The organism is Streptomyces sp. PsTaAH-137, from assembly GCF_003259365.1.
Taxonomy (GTDB): Bacteria; Actinomycetota; Actinomycetes; order Streptomycetales; family Streptomycetaceae; genus Streptomyces.
Map to the genome: position 1 here is coordinate 336,140 of NZ_QLLY01000003.1, position 17,741 is coordinate 353,880.

At 72.8% G+C, this 17,741-nt stretch carries 16 protein-coding genes; 6 read left to right on the top strand and 10 right to left on the bottom strand.

The genetic code is table 11. From position 1 onward, the window contains the following. Positions 1 to 121 precede the first annotated feature (121 nt). Both K377_RS07910 and K377_RS07915 read right to left on the bottom strand, forming a co-directional pair. Positions 122 to 2,677 carry a polynucleotide kinase-phosphatase gene (locus K377_RS07910; RefSeq protein ID WP_111662463.1) on the bottom strand — a complete coding sequence of 852 codons (2,556 nt, stop codon included), beginning with the start codon at positions 2,675 to 2,677 and terminating at the stop codon, positions 122 to 124. Further along, on the bottom strand, positions 2,674 to 4,179 hold the full coding sequence (locus K377_RS07915) for a 3' terminal RNA ribose 2'-O-methyltransferase Hen1 (protein ID WP_111662464.1): 1,506 nt from the start codon (positions 4,177 to 4,179) through the stop codon (positions 2,674 to 2,676). The genes K377_RS07910 and K377_RS07915 overlap by 4 nt, the downstream gene beginning before the upstream one ends. 80 nt (positions 4,180 to 4,259) lie before the next feature. On the opposite strand from K377_RS07915, the gene K377_RS07920 reads away from it, so the two are divergent. Then, positions 4,260 to 5,183, top strand: coding sequence for an LLM class F420-dependent oxidoreductase (locus K377_RS07920; RefSeq protein ID WP_111662671.1), 924 nt, complete (start codon positions 4,260 to 4,262; stop codon positions 5,181 to 5,183). Between the two features lie 249 nt (positions 5,184 to 5,432). Beyond that, on the top strand, positions 5,433 to 5,621 hold the full coding sequence (locus K377_RS07925) for a hypothetical protein (RefSeq protein WP_111662465.1): 189 nt from the start codon (positions 5,433 to 5,435) through the stop codon (positions 5,619 to 5,621). 90 nt (positions 5,622 to 5,711) lie between these two features. On the opposite strand, the gene K377_RS07930 is transcribed toward K377_RS07925, so the two are convergent. From K377_RS07930 to K377_RS07960, 7 genes are all read right to left on the bottom strand, one after another. Next, positions 5,712 to 6,203, bottom strand: a complete 492-nt coding sequence (locus K377_RS07930) for a DUF6099 family protein (RefSeq protein ID WP_111662672.1) — start codon at positions 6,201 to 6,203, stop codon at positions 5,712 to 5,714. A gap of 118 nt (positions 6,204 to 6,321) precedes the next feature. Beyond that, entirely contained in the window at positions 6,322 to 6,744 is a 423-nt protein-coding gene (locus K377_RS07935; protein ID WP_111662466.1) for a nucleotide pyrophosphohydrolase, read from the bottom strand. Further along, the gene (locus K377_RS07940; RefSeq protein WP_237551819.1) at positions 6,741 to 7,913 is read right to left on the bottom strand and encodes an AAA family ATPase; all 1,173 of its coding nucleotides are present in this window, start codon (positions 7,911 to 7,913) and stop codon (positions 6,741 to 6,743) included. Before K377_RS07940 ends, K377_RS07935 begins: the two co-directional genes overlap by 4 nt. 101 nt (positions 7,914 to 8,014) lie before the next feature. Next, positions 8,015 to 8,401, bottom strand: a complete 387-nt coding sequence (locus K377_RS07945; protein ID WP_111662468.1) for a cell division protein SepF — start codon at positions 8,399 to 8,401, stop codon at positions 8,015 to 8,017. 103 nt (positions 8,402 to 8,504) lie between these two features. Beyond that, positions 8,505 to 9,851: an ABC transporter permease gene (locus K377_RS07950; protein WP_111662469.1), complete on the bottom strand. Its 1,347-nt coding sequence runs from the start codon at positions 9,849 to 9,851 to the stop codon at positions 8,505 to 8,507. 3 nt (positions 9,852 to 9,854) lie between these two features. Next, positions 9,855 to 10,673, bottom strand: coding sequence for an ABC transporter ATP-binding protein (locus tag K377_RS07955; RefSeq protein WP_111662470.1), 819 nt, complete (start codon positions 10,671 to 10,673; stop codon positions 9,855 to 9,857). Positions 10,674 to 11,015: 342 nt separating this feature from the next. Then, positions 11,016 to 11,831 carry an ABC transporter ATP-binding protein gene (locus K377_RS07960; RefSeq protein WP_111662471.1) on the bottom strand — a complete coding sequence of 272 codons (816 nt, stop codon included), beginning with the start codon at positions 11,829 to 11,831 and terminating at the stop codon, positions 11,016 to 11,018. A gap of 186 nt (positions 11,832 to 12,017) precedes the next feature. Between K377_RS07960 and K377_RS07965 the strand changes: the two genes are divergently transcribed. The 4 genes from K377_RS07965 (at position 12,018) to K377_RS07980 (ending at position 16,917) form a co-directional block, all read left to right on the top strand. Then, positions 12,018 to 14,189: an MMPL family transporter gene (locus tag K377_RS07965; RefSeq protein ID WP_111662472.1), complete on the top strand. Its 2,172-nt coding sequence runs from the start codon at positions 12,018 to 12,020 to the stop codon at positions 14,187 to 14,189. Positions 14,190 to 14,193: 4 nt separating this feature from the next. Beyond that, a complete protein-coding gene (locus K377_RS07970; RefSeq protein ID WP_111662473.1) occupies positions 14,194 to 15,435 on the top strand; it encodes a sensor histidine kinase in 1,242 nt (413 codons plus the stop codon). After that, complete coding sequence (locus K377_RS07975) at positions 15,432 to 16,109, top strand: response regulator transcription factor (protein WP_111662474.1); 678 nt, start codon at positions 15,432 to 15,434, stop codon at positions 16,107 to 16,109. Before K377_RS07970 ends, K377_RS07975 begins: the two co-directional genes overlap by 4 nt. A gap of 169 nt (positions 16,110 to 16,278) precedes the next feature. Further along, complete coding sequence (locus K377_RS07980; RefSeq protein ID WP_111662475.1) at positions 16,279 to 16,917, top strand: HAD-IA family hydrolase; 639 nt, start codon at positions 16,279 to 16,281, stop codon at positions 16,915 to 16,917. On the opposite strand, the gene K377_RS07985 is transcribed toward K377_RS07980, so the two are convergent. Continuing rightward, positions 16,910 to 17,632: a response regulator gene (locus K377_RS07985; protein WP_111662476.1), complete on the bottom strand. Its 723-nt coding sequence runs from the start codon at positions 17,630 to 17,632 to the stop codon at positions 16,910 to 16,912. The genes K377_RS07980 and K377_RS07985 overlap by 8 nt on opposite strands. Positions 17,633 to 17,741 lie beyond the last annotated feature (109 nt).

Genomic DNA, 17,741 nt, shown 5'->3' on the forward strand with positions numbered 1-17,741 from the left:
GAGCGAAGCTCGCTTCAGGGGCGCGGGGAACTGCGCGAGAAGCGGCCACCGGGCCGCGGACGAAGAACCACCCAGGGGCGCGGGGAACTGCGCGACCAGCCCCCACCGGGCCCGCGGAGAATCAGAGGCGGGGGTCCACCGGCTCCGACTCCAGGGACAGAACCGCGAAGACGGCCTCGTGGACGCGCCACAGCGGCTCCCCGTCGGCCAGCCGCTCCAGCCCCTCCACCCCGAGCGCGAACTCCCGCACGGCAAGCGACCGCTTGTGCCCGAGGAACCGCTGCCGCAGCTTGGCCAGGTTCTCCGGGCGCGTGTACTCGGGACCGTAGATGATCCGCAGGTACTCGCGGCCCCGGCACTTGATCCCGGGCTGCACAAGCCGCCCCTTCTCGTCGCGCACCAGCGCCCCGACCGGCTTGACGACCATGCCCTCGCCGCCGCGCCCGGTCATCTCCAGCCACCAGTCGACACCGGCCCGCACCGACTCCGGGTCCCCCGTGTCGACGTACAGCCGTCGCGTCGTCTGGAGCAGCCCGCTCGCGTCGTGCTCGACCATCCGGTCGACGAGCGCGAGCTGCTCGTCGTGCGGCAGCCCGGCCAGGGAACGGCCGCGTACGGCGAGGACCTGGAACGGCGCGAGCCGCACCCCCTCAAGACCGTCCGTGCTCCAGCAGTAGCGCCGGTACGCATCGGTGAACGCGGCGGCGTCGGCCGCCCGCTCCCGCTGCCGGCCGAGGAGGTCGCCCACATCGACCCCGCGCCCGGCCGCGCCCTCCAGCGCGTCCAGCACACCCGGGAACACGGCCCCGGCGGCCGCGCCCACCGCCGCGTACTGCGACCGCAGCAGCCCGGACGCCTTCAGCGACCACGGCATCAACTCGGCGTCGAGCAGCACCCAGTCGGTGTCGAGCCCGTCCCAGAGTCCGGCCTCCGTGACGGCGTCCCGCACCCGCCCGAGCACCGCCTCCGTCATCTCGGCGCTGTCGAAGAACGGCCGCCCGGTACGGGTGTAGAGCGCGCCCGTCACCGCGGTGTCCCCCTCGGCGACGCCGAACCGCTCGTGCGCCACCGCCGCGTCCCGGCAGACCAGGGCCACGGCGCGCGAGCCCATGTGCTTCTCCTCGCACACGACCCGGGCCACACCGTCGGCGGCGTACTGGGCGAACGCCTCGGCGGGGTGCTCCAGATAGCCCTCCACCTGCGACGTCGCCGTCGGCGCCATGGTCGGCGGCAGATACGGCACAAGCCGCGGGTCGACCGCGAAGCGGCTCATGACCTCAAGGGCCGCCGCCGCGTTCTCCTCGCGTACCGCGATCCGGCCGCCGTGCCGGGTCTCCACGGTCCGGCGCCCCCGCACGTCGGCGAGGTCCAGCGGCCGGCCCTCGTGCCCGCCGGGCGCCTCCGTGACCAGCGGCCTGGCCGGCTCGTACCAGACCTTCTCGGCCGGTACGTCGACCAGCTCGCGCTCCGGCCAGCGCAGCGCGGTGAGCCGGCCGCCGAAGACGGCACCGGTGTCGAGGCAGATGCTGTTGTTCAGCCAGGTCGCGGTCGGCACCGGGGTGTGTCCGTAGACGACCGCCGCCTTGCCGCGGTAGTCCTCCGCCCACGGGTAGCGCACGGGCAGCCCGAACTCGTCGGTCTCGCCCGTCGTCTCCCCGTACAGCGCGTGCGAACGCACCCGGCCCGAGGTCCGCCCGTGGTACTTCTCGGGCAGACCCGCGTGGCACACGACGAGCCGGCCGCCGTCGAGGACGTAGTGGCTGACGAGCCCGCGCACGAACTCCCGCACCTCGGACCGGAACTCCTCGCTCTCCGCGCCCAGCTGCTCGACGGTCTCGGCGAGGCCGTGCGTGTGCTGGACCTGGGCGCCCTTGAGCCAGCGCTCCAGCTTGTTCTCGTGGTTGCCGGGGACGCACAGCGCGGTACCGGCCTTCACCATCCCCATCACCCGGCGCAGCACGCCGGGGGTGTTCGGCCCGCGGTCGACGAGGTCGCCGACGAACACCGCCGTGCGGCCCTCCGGGTGCGCGCCGTCGACGTACCCCAGCTTGCCGAGCAGGGTCTCCAGCTCGCTCGCGCAGCCGTGGATGTCGCCGACGATGTCGAACGGTCCGGTGAGGTGGGTCAGGTCGTTGAACCGCTTCTCGCGCACGACACCGGCGCGCTCCACCTCGTCCACGCCCCGCAGGACGTGCACCTTCCGGAACCCCTCCCGCTCCAAGTGCCGCAGCGAGCGGCGCAGTTCACGGGAGTGCCGGGTGATGACGCGGCGCGGCATGTCGGCCCGGTCGGTCCGCTCGGCGTTGCGCGCGGCGCACACGTCCTCCGGCACGTCGAGCACGATGGCGATCGGCAGCACGTCGTACGTGCGCGCGAGGTCGACGAGCTGGCGGCGCGCGTCCTGCTGCACGTTCGTCGCGTCGACCACCGTCAGGCGGCCGGCTTCAAGCCGTTTGCCCGCGATGTAGTGCAGCACGTCGAAGGCGTCGCGGCTGGCGCTCTGGTCGTTCTCGTCGTCGGCGACCAGGCCGCGGCAGAAGTCGCTGGAGATCACCTCGGTCGGCTTGAAGTGGGCCCGCGCGAAGGTGGACTTGCCCGAACCCGACGCGCCGATCAGGACGACCAGGGAGAGGTCGGTGACGGGCAGCACGCGCCCTGTGTTCTCGCTGTCGGTCATGCCGCCGCCTCCTTCTTCTTCTCCACCGTCTTCTTCACCGCTGTCTTCTTCACCGCTGTCCCGGGTCCCGCTGCCTCCCGAACCGTGAAGACCGCCATCTGCGTGGGCGGCCCCACCTCGGGGTCGTCGTCCCCCACCGGCACGTACCGCACGTCGTATCCGTGCCGCCCGGCCACCCGCTCCGCCCAGGTACGGAACTCCTCGCGCGTCCACTCGAACCGGTGGTCGCCGTGCCGGACGTGCCCGGCGGGCAGGGTCTCCCAGCGGACGTTGTACTCGACGTTCGGCGTCGTCACGAGGACGGTGCGCGGCCGCGCGGAGCCGAACACCGCGTACTCCAGGGCGGGCAGCCGGGGCAGGTCGAGGTGCTCGATGACCTCGCTGAGCACCGCCGCGTCGTATCCCTTGAGCCGCTTGTCGGTGTAGGCGAGCGATCCCTGGACGAGCTGCACGCGCGCGGCCTGCCGCTCCCCCATGCGCTCCAGCCTGAGCCGTCGCGCGGCGATGGTGAGGGCGCGCACGGACACGTCGAGCCCCACGATCTCGGTGAACCGCACGTCCTTCAGCAGCTCCTGCACCAACTGGCCCTGCCCGCAGCCCAGGTCGAGCACGCGGGCCGCGCCGGAGGCGCGCAGCGCGTCGAGGATCGCCTCGCGCCGCCGCACGGCGAGCGGCACCGGCTTCTCCTCGGTGTCGGTCGACTCGTCCACGGCGTTGTCGATCTCCTCGACGTCCGTGTCGTCGGCGTCCGCGAGCCGTACCAGTTCGAGCCGCTGCATCGCCTCCCGGGTCAGCGACCAGCGCCGCGACAGATACCGGCTGGTGATCAGGCGCTGCTCGGGGTGGCCGGCCAGCCAGCCCTCCCCCGCGCGCAGCAGCTTGTCGACCTCGTCGGCCGAGACCCAGTAGTGCTTGGCGTCGTCGAGCACCGGCAGCAGCACATAGAGGTGCCGCAGCGCCTGCGCGAGCCGCATTTCCCCTTCCAGGACGAGTCGGACGTACCGCGAATCGCCCCACTCGGGAAACCGCTCGTCGAGCCCGACGCGCTCCACCTCGACGGTCCACCCGAGCGGCTCGAACAGCTTCCGTACGAGGTCGGGGCCGCCGCGCGCGGGCAGCGCGGGCACCTCGACGCGCAGCGGCAACGGCTCCTCGGCCCGCTCGGGGCGCGCCTTGCACACCCCGCGCAGCGCGCTGGAGAACACGGCGCTGAGCGCCACGGCGAGCAGCGACGACGCGGCGTACGGCCGGTCGTTCACATACTGCGCGAGCGCCGCGTCGGCGGTGTTGTTCTTCTTGCCGCGGCGCACCAGCGCCACCGGGTCCACTTCGAGCAGCAGGGCAGCCGTGCACCGCTCCGCGCTCGCCTCGGGGTAGAGGACGTGCGCGGTGCCGTAGGAGGTGGAGAACGCCTGGGCGTTGTCGGGATGCTTGTGCAGCAGGAATCCGAGGTCGGTCGCGGGGCGTTCAGGGGTGCCGGTGGTGCTGATCGTCAGGAACACGCCACCCAGTCTCCCCGGTGGCCGCCACGGCGACCAGCGAGTTTTCCCCCGCGCGGCCCGGCCCCGGGCATCATGGCTGCATGGATCTTCGAGTTTTCACCGAACCGCAGCAGGGTGCCACCTACGAGACGCTGCTCCGCGTCGCGCAGACGGCCGAGGAGCTGAACTATGACGCCTTCTTCCGGTCCGACCACTACCTCCACATGGGCTCCGTCGACGGCCTGCCCGGCCCCACCGACGCGTGGACGACGCTGGCCGGTCTGGCCCGCGAGACGCGCCGGATCCGCCTCGGCACCCTGATGACCGCCGGCACCTTCCGGCTGCCCGGTGTCCTCGCCATCCAGGTCGCCCAGGTCGACCAGATGTCGGGCGGCCGGGTCGAGCTGGGCCTCGGCTCCGGCTGGTACGCCGAGGAGCACGCCGCGTACGGCATTCCGTTCCCCAAGGAGAAGTTCGGACGCCTCGAGGAGCAGCTGGCCATCGTGACCGGGCTGTGGGAGACGCCCGTCGGGCAGCGCTTCAACTTCGACGGCACCCACTACCAGCTGAAGGACTCCCCCGCGCTGCCGAAGCCCGCCCAGGCGCGGGTGCCGGTTCTCGTCGGCGGTCACGGCGCCAAGAAGACCCCGGCGCTCGCCGCCCGGTTCGCCACCGAGTTCAACATCCCGTTCGCCTCCGTCGCCGACAGCGAGGCGCAGTTCAAGCGGGTCCGGGCCGCCGCTGTCGAGTACGGGCGGACGGCGGACTCCCTCGTCTACTCCAACGCTCTCGTCATCTGCGTGGGCCGTGACGACGCCGAGGTGAAGCGGCGCGCGGACGCGATCGGGCGGGACGTCGACGAGCTGAAGGCCAACGGTCTGGCCGGCTCTCCCGCGGAGGTCCTGGAGCGCATCGCCGCATACGAGGCCGTCGGCTCGCAGCGGATGTATCTGCAGATGCTCGACCTGGACGACCTCGACCACCTGGAACTCATCGCCTCCGAGGTGGCACCGCACCTTTCCTGATCCGCCTCCTTCTGATCCGACCCCTGCGTCAACTCCGCTGTCACCCGGTCCCGCTCGACGGCCCCTGTCGGGTGAATTCGCGTCAACCCGTCGTGCGGGGCGGTCCCGCCGCAGTGACTCGGCCCGCCCGATGATCGTTGGCTCGGGCGGAGCCGGACCGCCCGGCCCCCGCGCCGGCGGTCGCTGCCGCGCGTCACTTGCGTCAGCTGCCTCCCCTCCGCGGGGAAGGCAAAGGCCGAGGAGGCCGTCATGTCCCAGGAAGCAGTGCCCGAGCAGGCCGCGCACGATACGAACGTGCCGGAGCAGCAAGGGGCGCCCAAGGGTCTGCTGCAGCAGATGGAGGAGCTGATGGCGGCTCTCAACGCCGATCTGTCGCAGCTCGACGCCGACCTCCAGCAGCCCCCGGGCGCCGACCGTCCGGCCGCCGACGAGCTCTGAGGCAGCCGCCCGCCGAGACGATCACCGCGCTCCCTCAGCAGCCCGCGGGGAGCGCCGTGCCGGGAGCCGCTGCCGCGGGTGCGCTCCCGGTCAGGCCGCCGAGTCGGAGCCGGGCTCGGGCCCGGGGTCCGCGAGGCGGCTGTTCTGCTCCGGCAGCCGTCGGAGTATCTCCAGGACGCGGTCCCGGGACTCGTCCGCCGCGTCGATGGCTTCCATGCACTGCCAGTAGGCCCCCTCCTCGAAGGACTCGCTCGCCACCGCGACGAGCGCGATCCCCACATCGCCGAGCAGCGCGCCGAGATCGATCAGCGCCCCGCGCACATCGCCCAGTTCGGTCAGCTGCGCCGCCCGTATCCCGCCGGCTCCCACCACCGGGACCGCCGAGCCGCCGCTGCCGCGCGCTCCCGCCTCACAGAGGCCCAGCGCCTCTCCTCTCAGCTCCAGTGGTCCCAGCATGGCGAGCCTGCTGCCGATCGCCTGTGCCAGTGCCTGCGCCTGCCACGCCTCCCTCATGATGTCCGGCGCGTCCTGGCTGTCCGCCAAGGCCCGTCGGCCGACCCCGATGAGCCGCACCGCATCCATCCGCGCCTCCACCTGTCACGCCCGAACTCCCTTGTCCACTACCCAGAGTGAGGGGTCGTGAGGCGAAAAGCCAGGGGAGGCCCGAAATCTGTGGACAAGTAATCCGCTGTGGATATTTCTATGACTCCGGAGAGTGACGGATTCCCTTTTTCGGGCCCTTCTCGTCCGCCCCACGCTCCGGCACCGGGAACCGGGACTCGTTGCGGTCGATCTTCGCCGCCAGCGCCGCGAGCGCGTCGACGCCGAGCACCTCGCACAGCTGGAGCAGATACGCGAGGACGTCGGCCACCTCGTCGCGGACCCGGTGCGCCGACTCCGGGTCGTCCATCACCCGGGCCGACTGCTCGGGGGTCAGCCACTGGAAGATCTCGACGAGTTCGGACGCCTCGACGCTGAGCGCCGTGGCCAGGTTCTTCGGGGTGTGGAAGGGCTGCCAGTCGCGGGCGGCGGCGAAGCGGGCGAGGCGGTTCTGCAGGGCGGCGACATCGAGGTCGCCGCCGTCGGCCGGGCGCGCGGCCCCGTTGTTCTGTGCGTCTGTCACGGTTCCAGGTCTACCACCGTCGCACCGTGCGCCCGCGCCTCCCGTTCCGCGCTCGCCCCCTGCCCCACCGCGGCGACGAGCCGGATGTGGCCGCGGGCGCACATCCGGGCGGCGAGCGCGGTGAGTTCGGTGCTCTGGACCGGGTCGAGGCCGCGGTCGAAGCCGTCCGCCGCGATGGTCAGGGTCTGATACGCCTCCGGCACCTCGGCCGCCGCGTCCACCTCCAGGACCTGGGGACCCGTGAGCAGGACGAGCGCGAGGGCGAGATATCTCAACTCGCCGTCCGCGAGCCGCTCGACCGGGGTTCGCAGGCCGTCGCCGCGGTCGATGAAGGCGCGGACCGAGCCGTCCCGTCCGGCCGGCTCGGCGTACACGTCGAGGACCGGTCCGGCGAGGCCCGCCCGGGCCGCGGCGACCAGCAGCGCGTGGCGGTTGCCGCACTCGCTGCGGGTGCGGCGCAGCACGGCCGCCAGATTGTCGCAGCCGCCCAGCAGCCGGTCCGCGCGGGACGGCGCCGGGGCCCGCATCCGGGCGGGGTCGGGGTCGCAGGCGAACGCCGAACGGAGCCCGACGACCACCTGTTCCGCCGCGGCGAGCACCTGGAGCTGTCCCTCGGTGCGCCCGGCGACGCGCAGCGGGAGCAGGGCCGTGCCGAGCAGGTCGTCGGGGAGCGGGCCCCGGGTCACCGGCACCGAACCGGCGGTGTGCCAGGCCGCCTGGACGTCGCGACGGCCCGGGTCGCGCAGGGCGGTCTCCAGGTAGACGACGCCGGGGCCCGTCAGCCGCTCGCCGACGATGCGCAGTTCGGGCTCGGCCTGGACGGCGAGGTCGAGCCGGACGGGTCCGACGGGCCCCTCGACGGTGCAGCCGATGCGGAAGCCGCGGCGGCGCTGGGCGTCGGGCCGCGCGCGCTCGGGGACGTGGGCCCGCGGGTCGGGGAACACCTCCGCCAGGTGCGCGCCGCCGCCGAGCCGGGCGAGGGCGTCGAGGGCCCGCAGCGCGCTGCTCTTGCCGCTGCCGCTGGGGCCGGTCAGCGCGGTGAAGGGGCCGAGGGGGACGGTGGCGCCGCGATGGCGGGCGAAGGCCGAGAGCCGCAGCTCGGTCATGCGCGGGCGGCCGGGGGACGCGCCGGGGGGTAACGGGGGCGCGCCCCGCTGGAGCACGGTCATGAGGTGAAAGTAGGCGGACCGGCACCGCAGAACCGTTCGTCCCCGGTGACCTTCCTACGATCGAGCGATTATGCCGAACGCGATTGCCCGTCGACGGGCGGTCAGGACAGTGCGCCCGCGCCCGCCACGAGTCCCTGGACCTCGGTGCCGGGCGGGGCCAGCAGGAACACGTTGCGGTCGACGCGGTGCATGCCGCAGCCGAGGCCGAGCACGACGCCGCTGCTGAAGTCCAGGACCCGCTTGGCGACTTCGGGCTCGGAGCCGCTCAGGTCGAGCAGGACCGGAATGCCGGACATGACGGTCTCGGCGACCTCGCGGGCGTCGCCGAAGACGTTCACCCGCAGCACCACGAAGCGGCGGCGCGGTTCGGTGTCCACATCCGGCATCGCCCGATGGTCGACCGCCGACGGCCACTCGTTGCGGCTGCGCAGCGGTACGACCTGGGCGAGCCCTTCCCATTGTTCGTCGGTGACGTCGTGGCTGTTCACTGCCCCCACCCCGTCCGGGCTCGCACTGTTGTCTGCACCGACCAATTCTTACGTCATGTCACCCGCTTGGCCCAACACCGACACGGCCCGGCGCCCCTGCCGGTCATGCCGCCAGGGCCACCGCGTCCACGGCCGGCCCCCGCAGTCCGCGCCGCGCGGTGACCAGGCTGGTGACCATGGTGGCCGCCCCCGCAATGGCCACGACCGTGATCCAGATGCCGAGGCCCCGGTCGGGGAGGAGCCCGTCGGTGCGTACGGAGGTGAACGGAAGGAGGCCGGCGAGTGCGGCGAGTGTGCCGAAGAACACTCCGGTGACGGTGAGGACGGCGCCTTCCACCGCGACGGTTCCCAGGATCTGCGCGGGGGTCGCGCCGGCGAGGCGCTGCTGCCCGAACTCCCGTACCCGGGCGGCCGTGGCCGCGTACAGCGAGTTGATCAGCATGACGCAGGCGAACACGACGATGATGCCGACCACGGTCAGGTTGAGCGTCTCAAGGTTCTTGTCCTCTATTGACTTGGTCAACCCCGATGCCTTGATCGCGTCGCTCTCGACGGCCTGCATGTACAGCGTCGCGGTGGCCATGGCGGTGAAGAGGATCAACGGGACGAGGACGCCCGACAGTTGGGAAGCGCGCTGCCGGAGGTTCCGTACGGCCAGGTAGCCGCTCGGTCCCGTGAGAGCGGTCAGGAGCGGTTCGGCCCTGCCGAGGACGGAGCGCAGCAGGCCGGTCGAGACGAGGGCGAGGCCCACGGAGAGGAGGATCGCGCCGTAGGCGGGCGCGGCCATGAGGGCGGCGTCCGTGGCCTTCATCGCGTACGTGGAACAGACGGACACGGAGCCGAGGACGAGCGCCGCCCAGGACATGAACGCCCTTGTCCTGCGCCTGCCGTGCCGGATTCCGGCCGCTTCCCCGGTGACCCGGCGGACGGCCAGGAACGCGGCGCCCGCGGCGGCGACGAGGGTGACGCCGACGCCCGACAGAAGGGCGATCGGCCCGAAGGAGTAGTCCACGGAGCCGGTGACCTGGCCGCTGTCCTTGAACACGCCGAGCAGGACGGCACCGCCGAGCGCGGCGGGGCCGACGGCCAGGAGGACCCCGGTGAGGGCGACAGCGACCGACTCGCCGACGACCATGCGCTTGATCTGCCCCGGGGTCGCGCCGGCGGTGCGCAACAGGTTGATCTCGTCCGTACGTTGACGGACGTTGACCGTCAACGTCGAGGCGACGGCGAAGAAGACGAGCAGGGTGCCGTAGCCGCCGACGACGCTCGCCGCGGTGGTCAGGGTGTCCGCGCTGGTGCTGTCGACGCCGCTGCCCGCCGCCGTGTCGTGCATGGCGTTGAACGTCATGATGATCGCCGCGCCGAGGAACGCGGACAGCAGCGTCGCGAGGAAGCGGCCGGGGCGCTGTCGGACGGAGCGGGCCGCGAGGCCGAGTGTCGTGACCATCGCTCACACCCCCGTCGGCACGTCGTCGCCGAGGTGGGCGAGGCGTTCGGCGACCGCGTCGGCCGTGGGCGCCTTCAGATGTCCGGCGAGCCGGCCGTCCGCGAGGAACTGGACGGCGTCGGCGTACGACGCGGCGACCGGGTCGTGGGTCACCATGACGACCGTCCTGCCGTGGGTGCGCACCGCGTCCCTGAGCAGGCCGAGGACGTCACGGGCGCTGCGGGTGTCGAGGGCGCCGGTCGGCTCGTCCGCGAAGATCACCGACGGTTCGGTGACCAGGGCACGGGCGATCGCCACGCGCTGGCGCTGGCCGCCTGAGAGCTGGTCGGGACGGTGGCCGAGCCGGTCGCCGAGGCCGACGGCGGCGAGGGTCCGCTCGACCCGGGCCCGGTCCACGCGCCGGCCCGCGAGCTTCAGCGGCAGGATCGTGTTCTGGGCGACGGTGAGCGTCGGCAGCAGGTTGTACTGCTGGAAGACGAAGCTGATGCGGGTGCGGCGGAACCGGGTGAGCGCGGCCTCGCCGCGCGGCGGCTTCGCCGAGTCCGTCATCTCCTCGCCGTCGACCACGACCAGGCCCTGGTCGGGGCGGTCGAGTCCGGCGGCGCAGTGCAGCAACGTGGACTTGCCGGAGCCGGAGGGGCCCATCACGGCCGTGAAGGTGCCGGCGGGGAGGGAGAGGGTGATGTCGTCGAGGGCCCGGATCGCGGTGCCCTCACCGGCTCCGCTCTCCCGGGTGCCGTACGTCTTGGTGACCCTCACCAGGCGGAGCGCCTCGGTGCGGTGAGGCGCCTCTGCCTGTGGGTGAGCGTGTGGCTGTCGCATGGCGGCCGATCCCCTCGTCCGGCGCTCGCGCGCCTCGTCGTCGATGCCTTCGACGCTAGGGACGGCGGGCGGCGGGGGCACTGGGCGTACGGCCCGGACCGGGGTGGTGCCGAGTACACCCCTGTAGGTGAGGGCAGCCCTAGGGCCTGTCTCCCAGATCCCTCCGTCCGCCCGAAGGGCGGACCCTGCGGCGTCTGGTGCGTGCTCTAGGGGGTCCCCCCGGCCGAAGGCTGGGGGAGCGCCGGGTGCGAGGCCTCGTACTGGGCGTACTCGGCCTTGTGCCCGGTGCGGCGAGAGCGCGTGCCAGGCGTCGCGGGGCAGGAGGGATCTGGGAGACAGGCCCTAGGCGAGGCCGCCCGAGCGGGCCAGCCAGCGGCCCGCGTGGCGGGTGACCTCGATGGGGCGGCCGAAGCAGGCGGTCATCCGGTCGGCGGTGAGCACGTCCTCGACGGTGCCGCGGGCCAGCACCCGGCCCTCCTTCAGGAGCAGCGCGTGGCTGATCGCGGGCGACAGCTCCTCCAGGTGGTGGGTGACGGTGACCGTCGCCAACTCAGGCCGGCCGGCCGCCAGTCGGCGCATGGTGTCGATGAGGTCCTCGCGGGAGGGCAGGTCGAGCGCGTTGAACGGCTCGTCGAGCAGCAGCAGCGCCGGGTTCGCCATCAGGGCGCGGGCGATGAGGATGCGGGCGCGCTGGCCGCCGGAGCAGACACCGTACGGGCGGTCGGCGAGGTCCTTGATCTGGAGTTCGGCGAGCAGTTCGTGGGCCCGCTCGCGCACCTCGCTGTCGTACGTCTTCCAGAGCGGTTGCACCGTGCCGGAGTGGCCGGTCAGGACGACGGTGTGGCCGGTGAGGTCCTGCGGGACGCGCTGGGAGGTGGACACGTGGCCGATGTGGGCGCGCAGTTCGCGCACGTCGACGCGGCCGAGCCGGTGGCCGAGGACCTCGACGGTGCCGGTGGTGGGGAAGGCGGTCGCTCCGACCAGGCGCAGGATGCTGGTCTTGCCGGCGCCGTTGGGGCCGAGCAGCGCCCAGTGCTCGCCGGAGCGGACGGTCCAGTCGATGCCGTCGAGGATGACCTGGCCGGTGGTGAGGCGGCGCATGCTCGCGCCGTCGAGGGTGGCGACGACGCGCGCGTCCGTCCCGTGGGTCCCGTTCATGATGCCTCCCGATTCCTCGCTGACCGACGGAGACTAGCTGCAAGCACCACATATCCGCCGGGGCGTCCGAGGTGTGGACGAGGTGTGGACCCGGCCGGTGGACGGGCGGGTCCACCGGTCGGTGGACGGCAGGTTCAACCGGCCGCCGCTGCCGGTGGCGCACCCCTTCCGAGCAGCATGGACGTCATGACCAACTACCCAGTGAGAATGGCTCGTTGGAGCGCGGGACATCCGTGGCGCGCGATCGCCGGATGGTTCCTCTTCGTCGTCCTCTGCCTCGGCGCCGGCATCGCCGCCGGGTCGAACCCCGCCACGTCCGCCGACTTCGGTGTCGGTGAGGCCGGCCGCGCCGAGGCGATCGCCCGGGAGGGCGGGCTCGCGCAGCGGCCCGTCGAGCGGGTGCTGATCGAGAACCGGTCCGGAGCCCAGGGCCTGGACCGGACCGAGGGCGCCGCCGTCGCCGCGGACGTCACCCGCCGGATGCGCGCGCTGCCCGAGGTGCGGTCCGTGGCCGCGCCCGTGTGGTCGAAGGACGGCCGGGCCGTGCGCGTCGACGTCACGATGAAGGGCGCCGAACTCGACGGCAAGAAGCACGTCGACCCGCTGCGCGCGCAGACCGCGCAGGTCCAGAAGGCGCATCCGGGGCTGCGGGTCGAGGAGACCGGCGGCCCGTCCATCAGTCAGGGCGTCGACAAGCTGCGCGGGAGTGATCTGTCCCGTACCGAGATGATCGCGCTGCCCATCACCCTGCTCACGCTGCTGCTCGTGTTCCGGTCGGTGGCGATGGCGACCGTGCCGCTGCTGCTCGCGCTGTCGTCGATCGTGGCGTCGGTGGGCCTGTCGATGCTGGCCTCGCACGTCTTCCCGGACGCGGGCGTCGGCACCAACATCATCCTGCTGATCGGGCTCGCCGTCGGCGTCGACTACACCCTCTTCTACCTGAAACGGGAACGGGAGGAACGGGCCCGCGCCCAGGGGACGTTGAGCTCGCGGGCGCTGGTCGAGCTGGCCGCCGCCACGTCGGGGCGGGCCGTGGTCCTGTCCGGTCTCGCCGTCGCCGTCTCCAGCGCCACGCTCTATCTCGCCGACGACGTGATCTTTTCCTCGATCGCCACCGCCGCGATCGTGGTGACGCTGGTCGCCGTGGTCAGCTCGCTGACCGTGCTGCCCGCGCTGCTGGCCACGCTGGGGGCGCGGGCCGAGCGCCGCGCCGCCCGGCGGAACAAGCCGCCGGCCGCCCCGAAGCCCGTACGGCACAACGCCCTGCTGCGTCTCACCGCGCGGCGCCCCGCCGCCGTACTGGCCGTCGCGACCGTCGCGCTGCTGGCCCTGGCCGCGCCGCTGCTCGGCATGCGGCTCACCGACATGGGCCGGGAGACGCACTCGCGGCAGGTGCAGTCGATGCACACCTTCGACCGGCTCAACGCGGCGTTCCCCGAGGTCAAGGCCGCGCACCAGGTCGTCGTACGGGCGTCGGCCGACCGTGCCGACGAGGTGGCGGCAGCCCTGCGTGCCCTGGCCGCCGAGGCGAAGGACGACCCGGGCATGAACGGCACGTCCACCCTGCGCACCTCCGCCGACCACCGCGTCAGCTCACTCGACCTGCCCGTCCCGCACTACGTCAGCACCGGGCCGGCGCAGGACTCCCTGGAGCGGCTGCGGGACCGATATCTCCCGGACACCGTGGGCAAGTTGGGGGTGGAGGCGGCCGTCACCGGGGACGTGGCGCGCTATGCCGACTATCCGGAGCACCAGAAGCAGAAACTGCCGCTGATCATCGGCGCGCTGCTGCTCGTGACGTTCGCGATGACGGTCTGGGCGTTCCGGTCCGTGGTGCTCGGGGTGATCGGTGTCGTGCTGAATCTGCTGTCGGCGGGCGCCTCGCTCGGCGTACTGACCCTTGTCTTCCAGGGGAGTTGGGCCGAGGGGCTGCTCGACTTCGACTCGACGGGGACGATCGGTTCGCGCGTGCCGCTGTTCCTGTTCGTGATCCTCTTCGGGCTCTCCATGGACTACCAGGTGTTCGTGATCAGCCGGATCCGGGAGGGCGTGCGGCGCGGGGTGCCGGCCCGGCAGGCGGTGCTCGACGGGGTGGGGAGTTCGGCGGGGGTGGTGACCAGCGCGGCGTTCGTGATGGTGACCGTGTTCGCGAGCTTCGTGTCGCTGCACTTCATCGAGATGAAGCAGATCGGGTTCAGCCTCGCCGTGGCGGTGCTGCTCGACGCGTTCGTGATCCGGGTGCTGATCCTGCCCGCGCTCATGCTGCTGCTGGGCGACCGGAGTTGGTGGCCCTCGCGCGGGGCGCGGAAGGCTTCGCCGGAGACCGAGGCACCCCGGTCACTGATGAACGTAGGCTGAAACGATGTTGCAACGACCGCGGCGCGGCGACCCGTTTTGGATCTGGTTCCTGCACTCCTGGGACCTGTTCTCCTGGGCGATCCTCGGACTGCTGGCCCTGCTCACCGTCCTGGGTGACGCTCCCACGGGAGCGCGGTACGGGTCGCTCGCGCTGCTGGTCGCCCTCGGCTGCGCGGGCGCCGCGGTCCACCGCTGGGGGCGCGAGGAGCCCGTGGGCGGATACGCCTACCTGGGACTGCTGATCGTCTCCCTGGGCGTCCTGGCCTATCTGCGCGACGGGTTCGGCGTGCTGTTCGCCGTGGCACTCGCCCAGTTCGTGGTGTACGCGGACAGCCGGCGGGGCGCCCTGGTCAGCAGCGCGCTCGGGGGCGTCGCCATCACACTGGGCGGTGTGCTGCGGGAGGGCTGGGGCGGGGAGGCGCTGACCCGCAACGGCATCTCGACCGCGGGCGTGTACGCGGCGGCCGTGCTGATCACGACGCTGACCCCGCGCGCCCTGGAAGTACGCGACGAGCGGGCCCGCCTCCGGGACGAACTGGCCAGCACCCAGGAGGAGTTGTCCGAGGCGCTGCGCCGCGAGGGCGCCGCCGCGGAGCGGGAGCGGATGGCCCGCGAGATCCACGACACGCTCGCACAGGGCTTCGCCTCGATCATCGTGCTCGCGGAGGCGGCACGGTCCGGCATCGACAGCCAACCGGTGCGTACGGCACAGCAGTTGACCTCGATCGAGCAGACCGCCCGGGAGAACCTGGCGGAGGCGCGGGCGCTGGTCGGCTCGACACCGCCGGCCGGGGCGGTGCGGGGGTCGGTGGCCGGGGCGCTGCGCCGCACGCTCGACCGGTTCGCCGAGGACACCGGTCTGGCCGTGGAGGCCGAGCTGCCGGACGGCCTGGACTGCGACCAGCAGACGCGGATCGCGCTGCTGCGCTGCACCCAGGAGTCCCTGGCGAACGTCCGCAAGCACGCCGGCGCGTCGACCGTCGTGGTGATCCTCTCCCCCGGCCCGTACGGCATCGAGCTGGAGATCACCGACGACGGGCAGGGCTTCGACGTCGGCGCGGCGCGCGGCTTCGGGCTCGACGGGATGCGCAAGCGGCTCGCCGAGCTCGGCGGTGAGCTGACCGTCACCAGTTCGCTCGGGGACGGCACCCGGATCCTCGCGTTCCTGCCCCTCGCTCCTCCCGCCCCTCCCTCCCCTCCTGCTTCTCCCGCTTCTCCCGCTCACGACGTCAAGGAGTCCGCATGACCGGCCGGCAGCAGCAGGACGAGCAGGACAGGGCACTGCGCGTCGTGGTGGTTGACGACCACACCGTGATGCGGGCGGGCGTCGTCGCGCTGCTCCTGCCCGAGCCCGGGATCGAGGTCGTCGGCGAGGCGGGCGACGGGCGGGAGGGCGTCGAGCTGGTCGAGCGGCTCGCCCCGGACGTGGCCCTGCTCGATCTGCGGATGCCGGTCCTGGACGGGGTCGCGGCGACCCGGCGGATCGTCGCGGGGCCCGCCGCGACCCGGGTGCTGATCCTGACGACGTACGACACGGACACCGAGATCGAGCACGCGGTGGAGGCCGGCGCGATCGGCTATCTCCTCAAGGACACCTCGCGGGAGCAGCTCGTCGACGCCATCCGGTCGGCGGCGCGCGGGGAGACGGTGCTCGCGCCGCGGGTCGCGCAGAAGCTCGTCGCGAAGATGCGCCGCCCGACGCAGGCCGCGCTCACCTCGCGCGAGGTCGATGTGCTCCGGGCCGTGGCGGACGGGCTGTCCAACGCGGACATCGGGCGGCGGCTGGTCATCGGGGAGGCGACCGTGAAGACGCATCTGCTGCGGGTGTTCGCGAAACTGGATGTGAGCGACCGGACGCGGGCGGTGGTCGTCGCCATGGAGCGCGGGTTGCTGGAGCCGTCGGGCGGGGGTGCGCCGTAGAGAGCGCGCCACAGGGGGGGGCGGGTGCGTTGCCGGGTGCGGGGTTCGTCGTGGCTGGTCGCACAGTTCCCCGTGCCCCTGGAGCGAGCCGCGCTCGCCCGGGGGACCGCGCCTCCGCACACCCGCACCCGGCCGGAGCTCATACGTCACGGCGTGCTATCCAAGGGCTGTGAAGATCTCGTCCCGGCCCGACCGCCCCTTCGACGCCGTGCTCTGCGATGTCGACAATGTGATCCGCTTCTACGACAGCGGTCCCCTCGCCGAGCTGGAGCGGGCCGCCGGACTGGCGGAGGGGAGCACCGCGCGGGTGGCGTTCGCGCCGGAGGTGGACCTGCCGCTGATGCGCGGGGAGATCGGGCTCGGGCAGTGGGTGGAGTCCATCGTCGCCGGGTTCGCCGGGCGGGTGCCGCGGGAGCGGGCGCGGGAGCTGGGCCGGGCGCTCGCCGACTCGCCGTTCCGGGCGGACGCGGAGATCGTGGCCCTGCTGCGCCGGGTGCGGGCGGCGGGGGTGCCGCTGGTCCTGGTGACGAACGCGACGGTGCGCCTGGAGGACGATCTCGCGGAGATGGGCCTGACCGGGCTGGCGGACCACGTGGTCAGCAGCGCCCGGCTCGGCGTGGTCAAGCCGGACCGGAAGATCTACGAGATCGCCGCGTCCCTCGTGGACGCCTCCTTCGACCGGTGCCTGTTTGTCGACGACACCGAGGAGAACGTCGAGGCCGCGCTCGCGCTCGGGATGACCGGCGTCGTCTACCGCGAACTCGCCGACCTGAAGGCCGCGTTGGGTGCGCACCCCGCCCTCAGCTGATCCCCTCCGCCGCCGATCCGCGCGCCGGGTTCTCGAACCGGTAGCCCATGCCGGGCTCGGTGATCAGATGGCGCGGGTGGGCCGGATCCGCTTCGAGTTTGCGCCTCAACTGGGCCATGTAGACGCGGAGATAGTTGGTCTTGTTGCTCTGCGAGGCTCCCCACACCTCGCTCAGGAGCCGCTTCTGGCTGATCAGGCGGCCCGGGTTGGACACCAGGATCTCCAGCAGGTGCCACTCCGTGGGCGTCAGACGGACGTCGCGCCCGTCGCGCACGGCCCGCTTCGCGACGAGATCGACCGTGAAGTGCTCGGTCTCCACGAGGACGGCGGCGGCGTCCGGTGCCGCGGGTGCCGACTCGGCGCGCCGGACCGCCGCCCGCAGCCGGGCCAGCAGTTCGTCCATGCTGAACGGCTTCGTCACATAGTCGTCGGCCCCCGCGTCGAGCGCCGCGACCTTCTCCCCGGACGCGCGGCGCGCCGACAGCACCATGATCGGCACCCCGGTCCGGCCGCGCAGCGCCTTGATCACGTCGATGCCGTCCATGTCGGGCAGGCCGAGATCGAGCAGCACGACGTCGGGCTGCCGGGCGGCGGCGAGGCGGAGCGCGGTGGCTCCGTCGGGGGCCGCGTCGACGCCGAAGCGGCGCGCCTGCAGAGAGATCACCAGGGCCCTGACGAGCTGCGGATCGTCCTCCACCACCAGTACGCGCGTCATTCCGCCGTTCCTGTTCCGGTCCTGTGCGGGTGCGGTGCGGCGGGAGCCGGCGGCCCGGGGTGGTTCCCCGGGCCGCCGGCTCCCGCCGCACCGGTCGAGGCCATCGGCT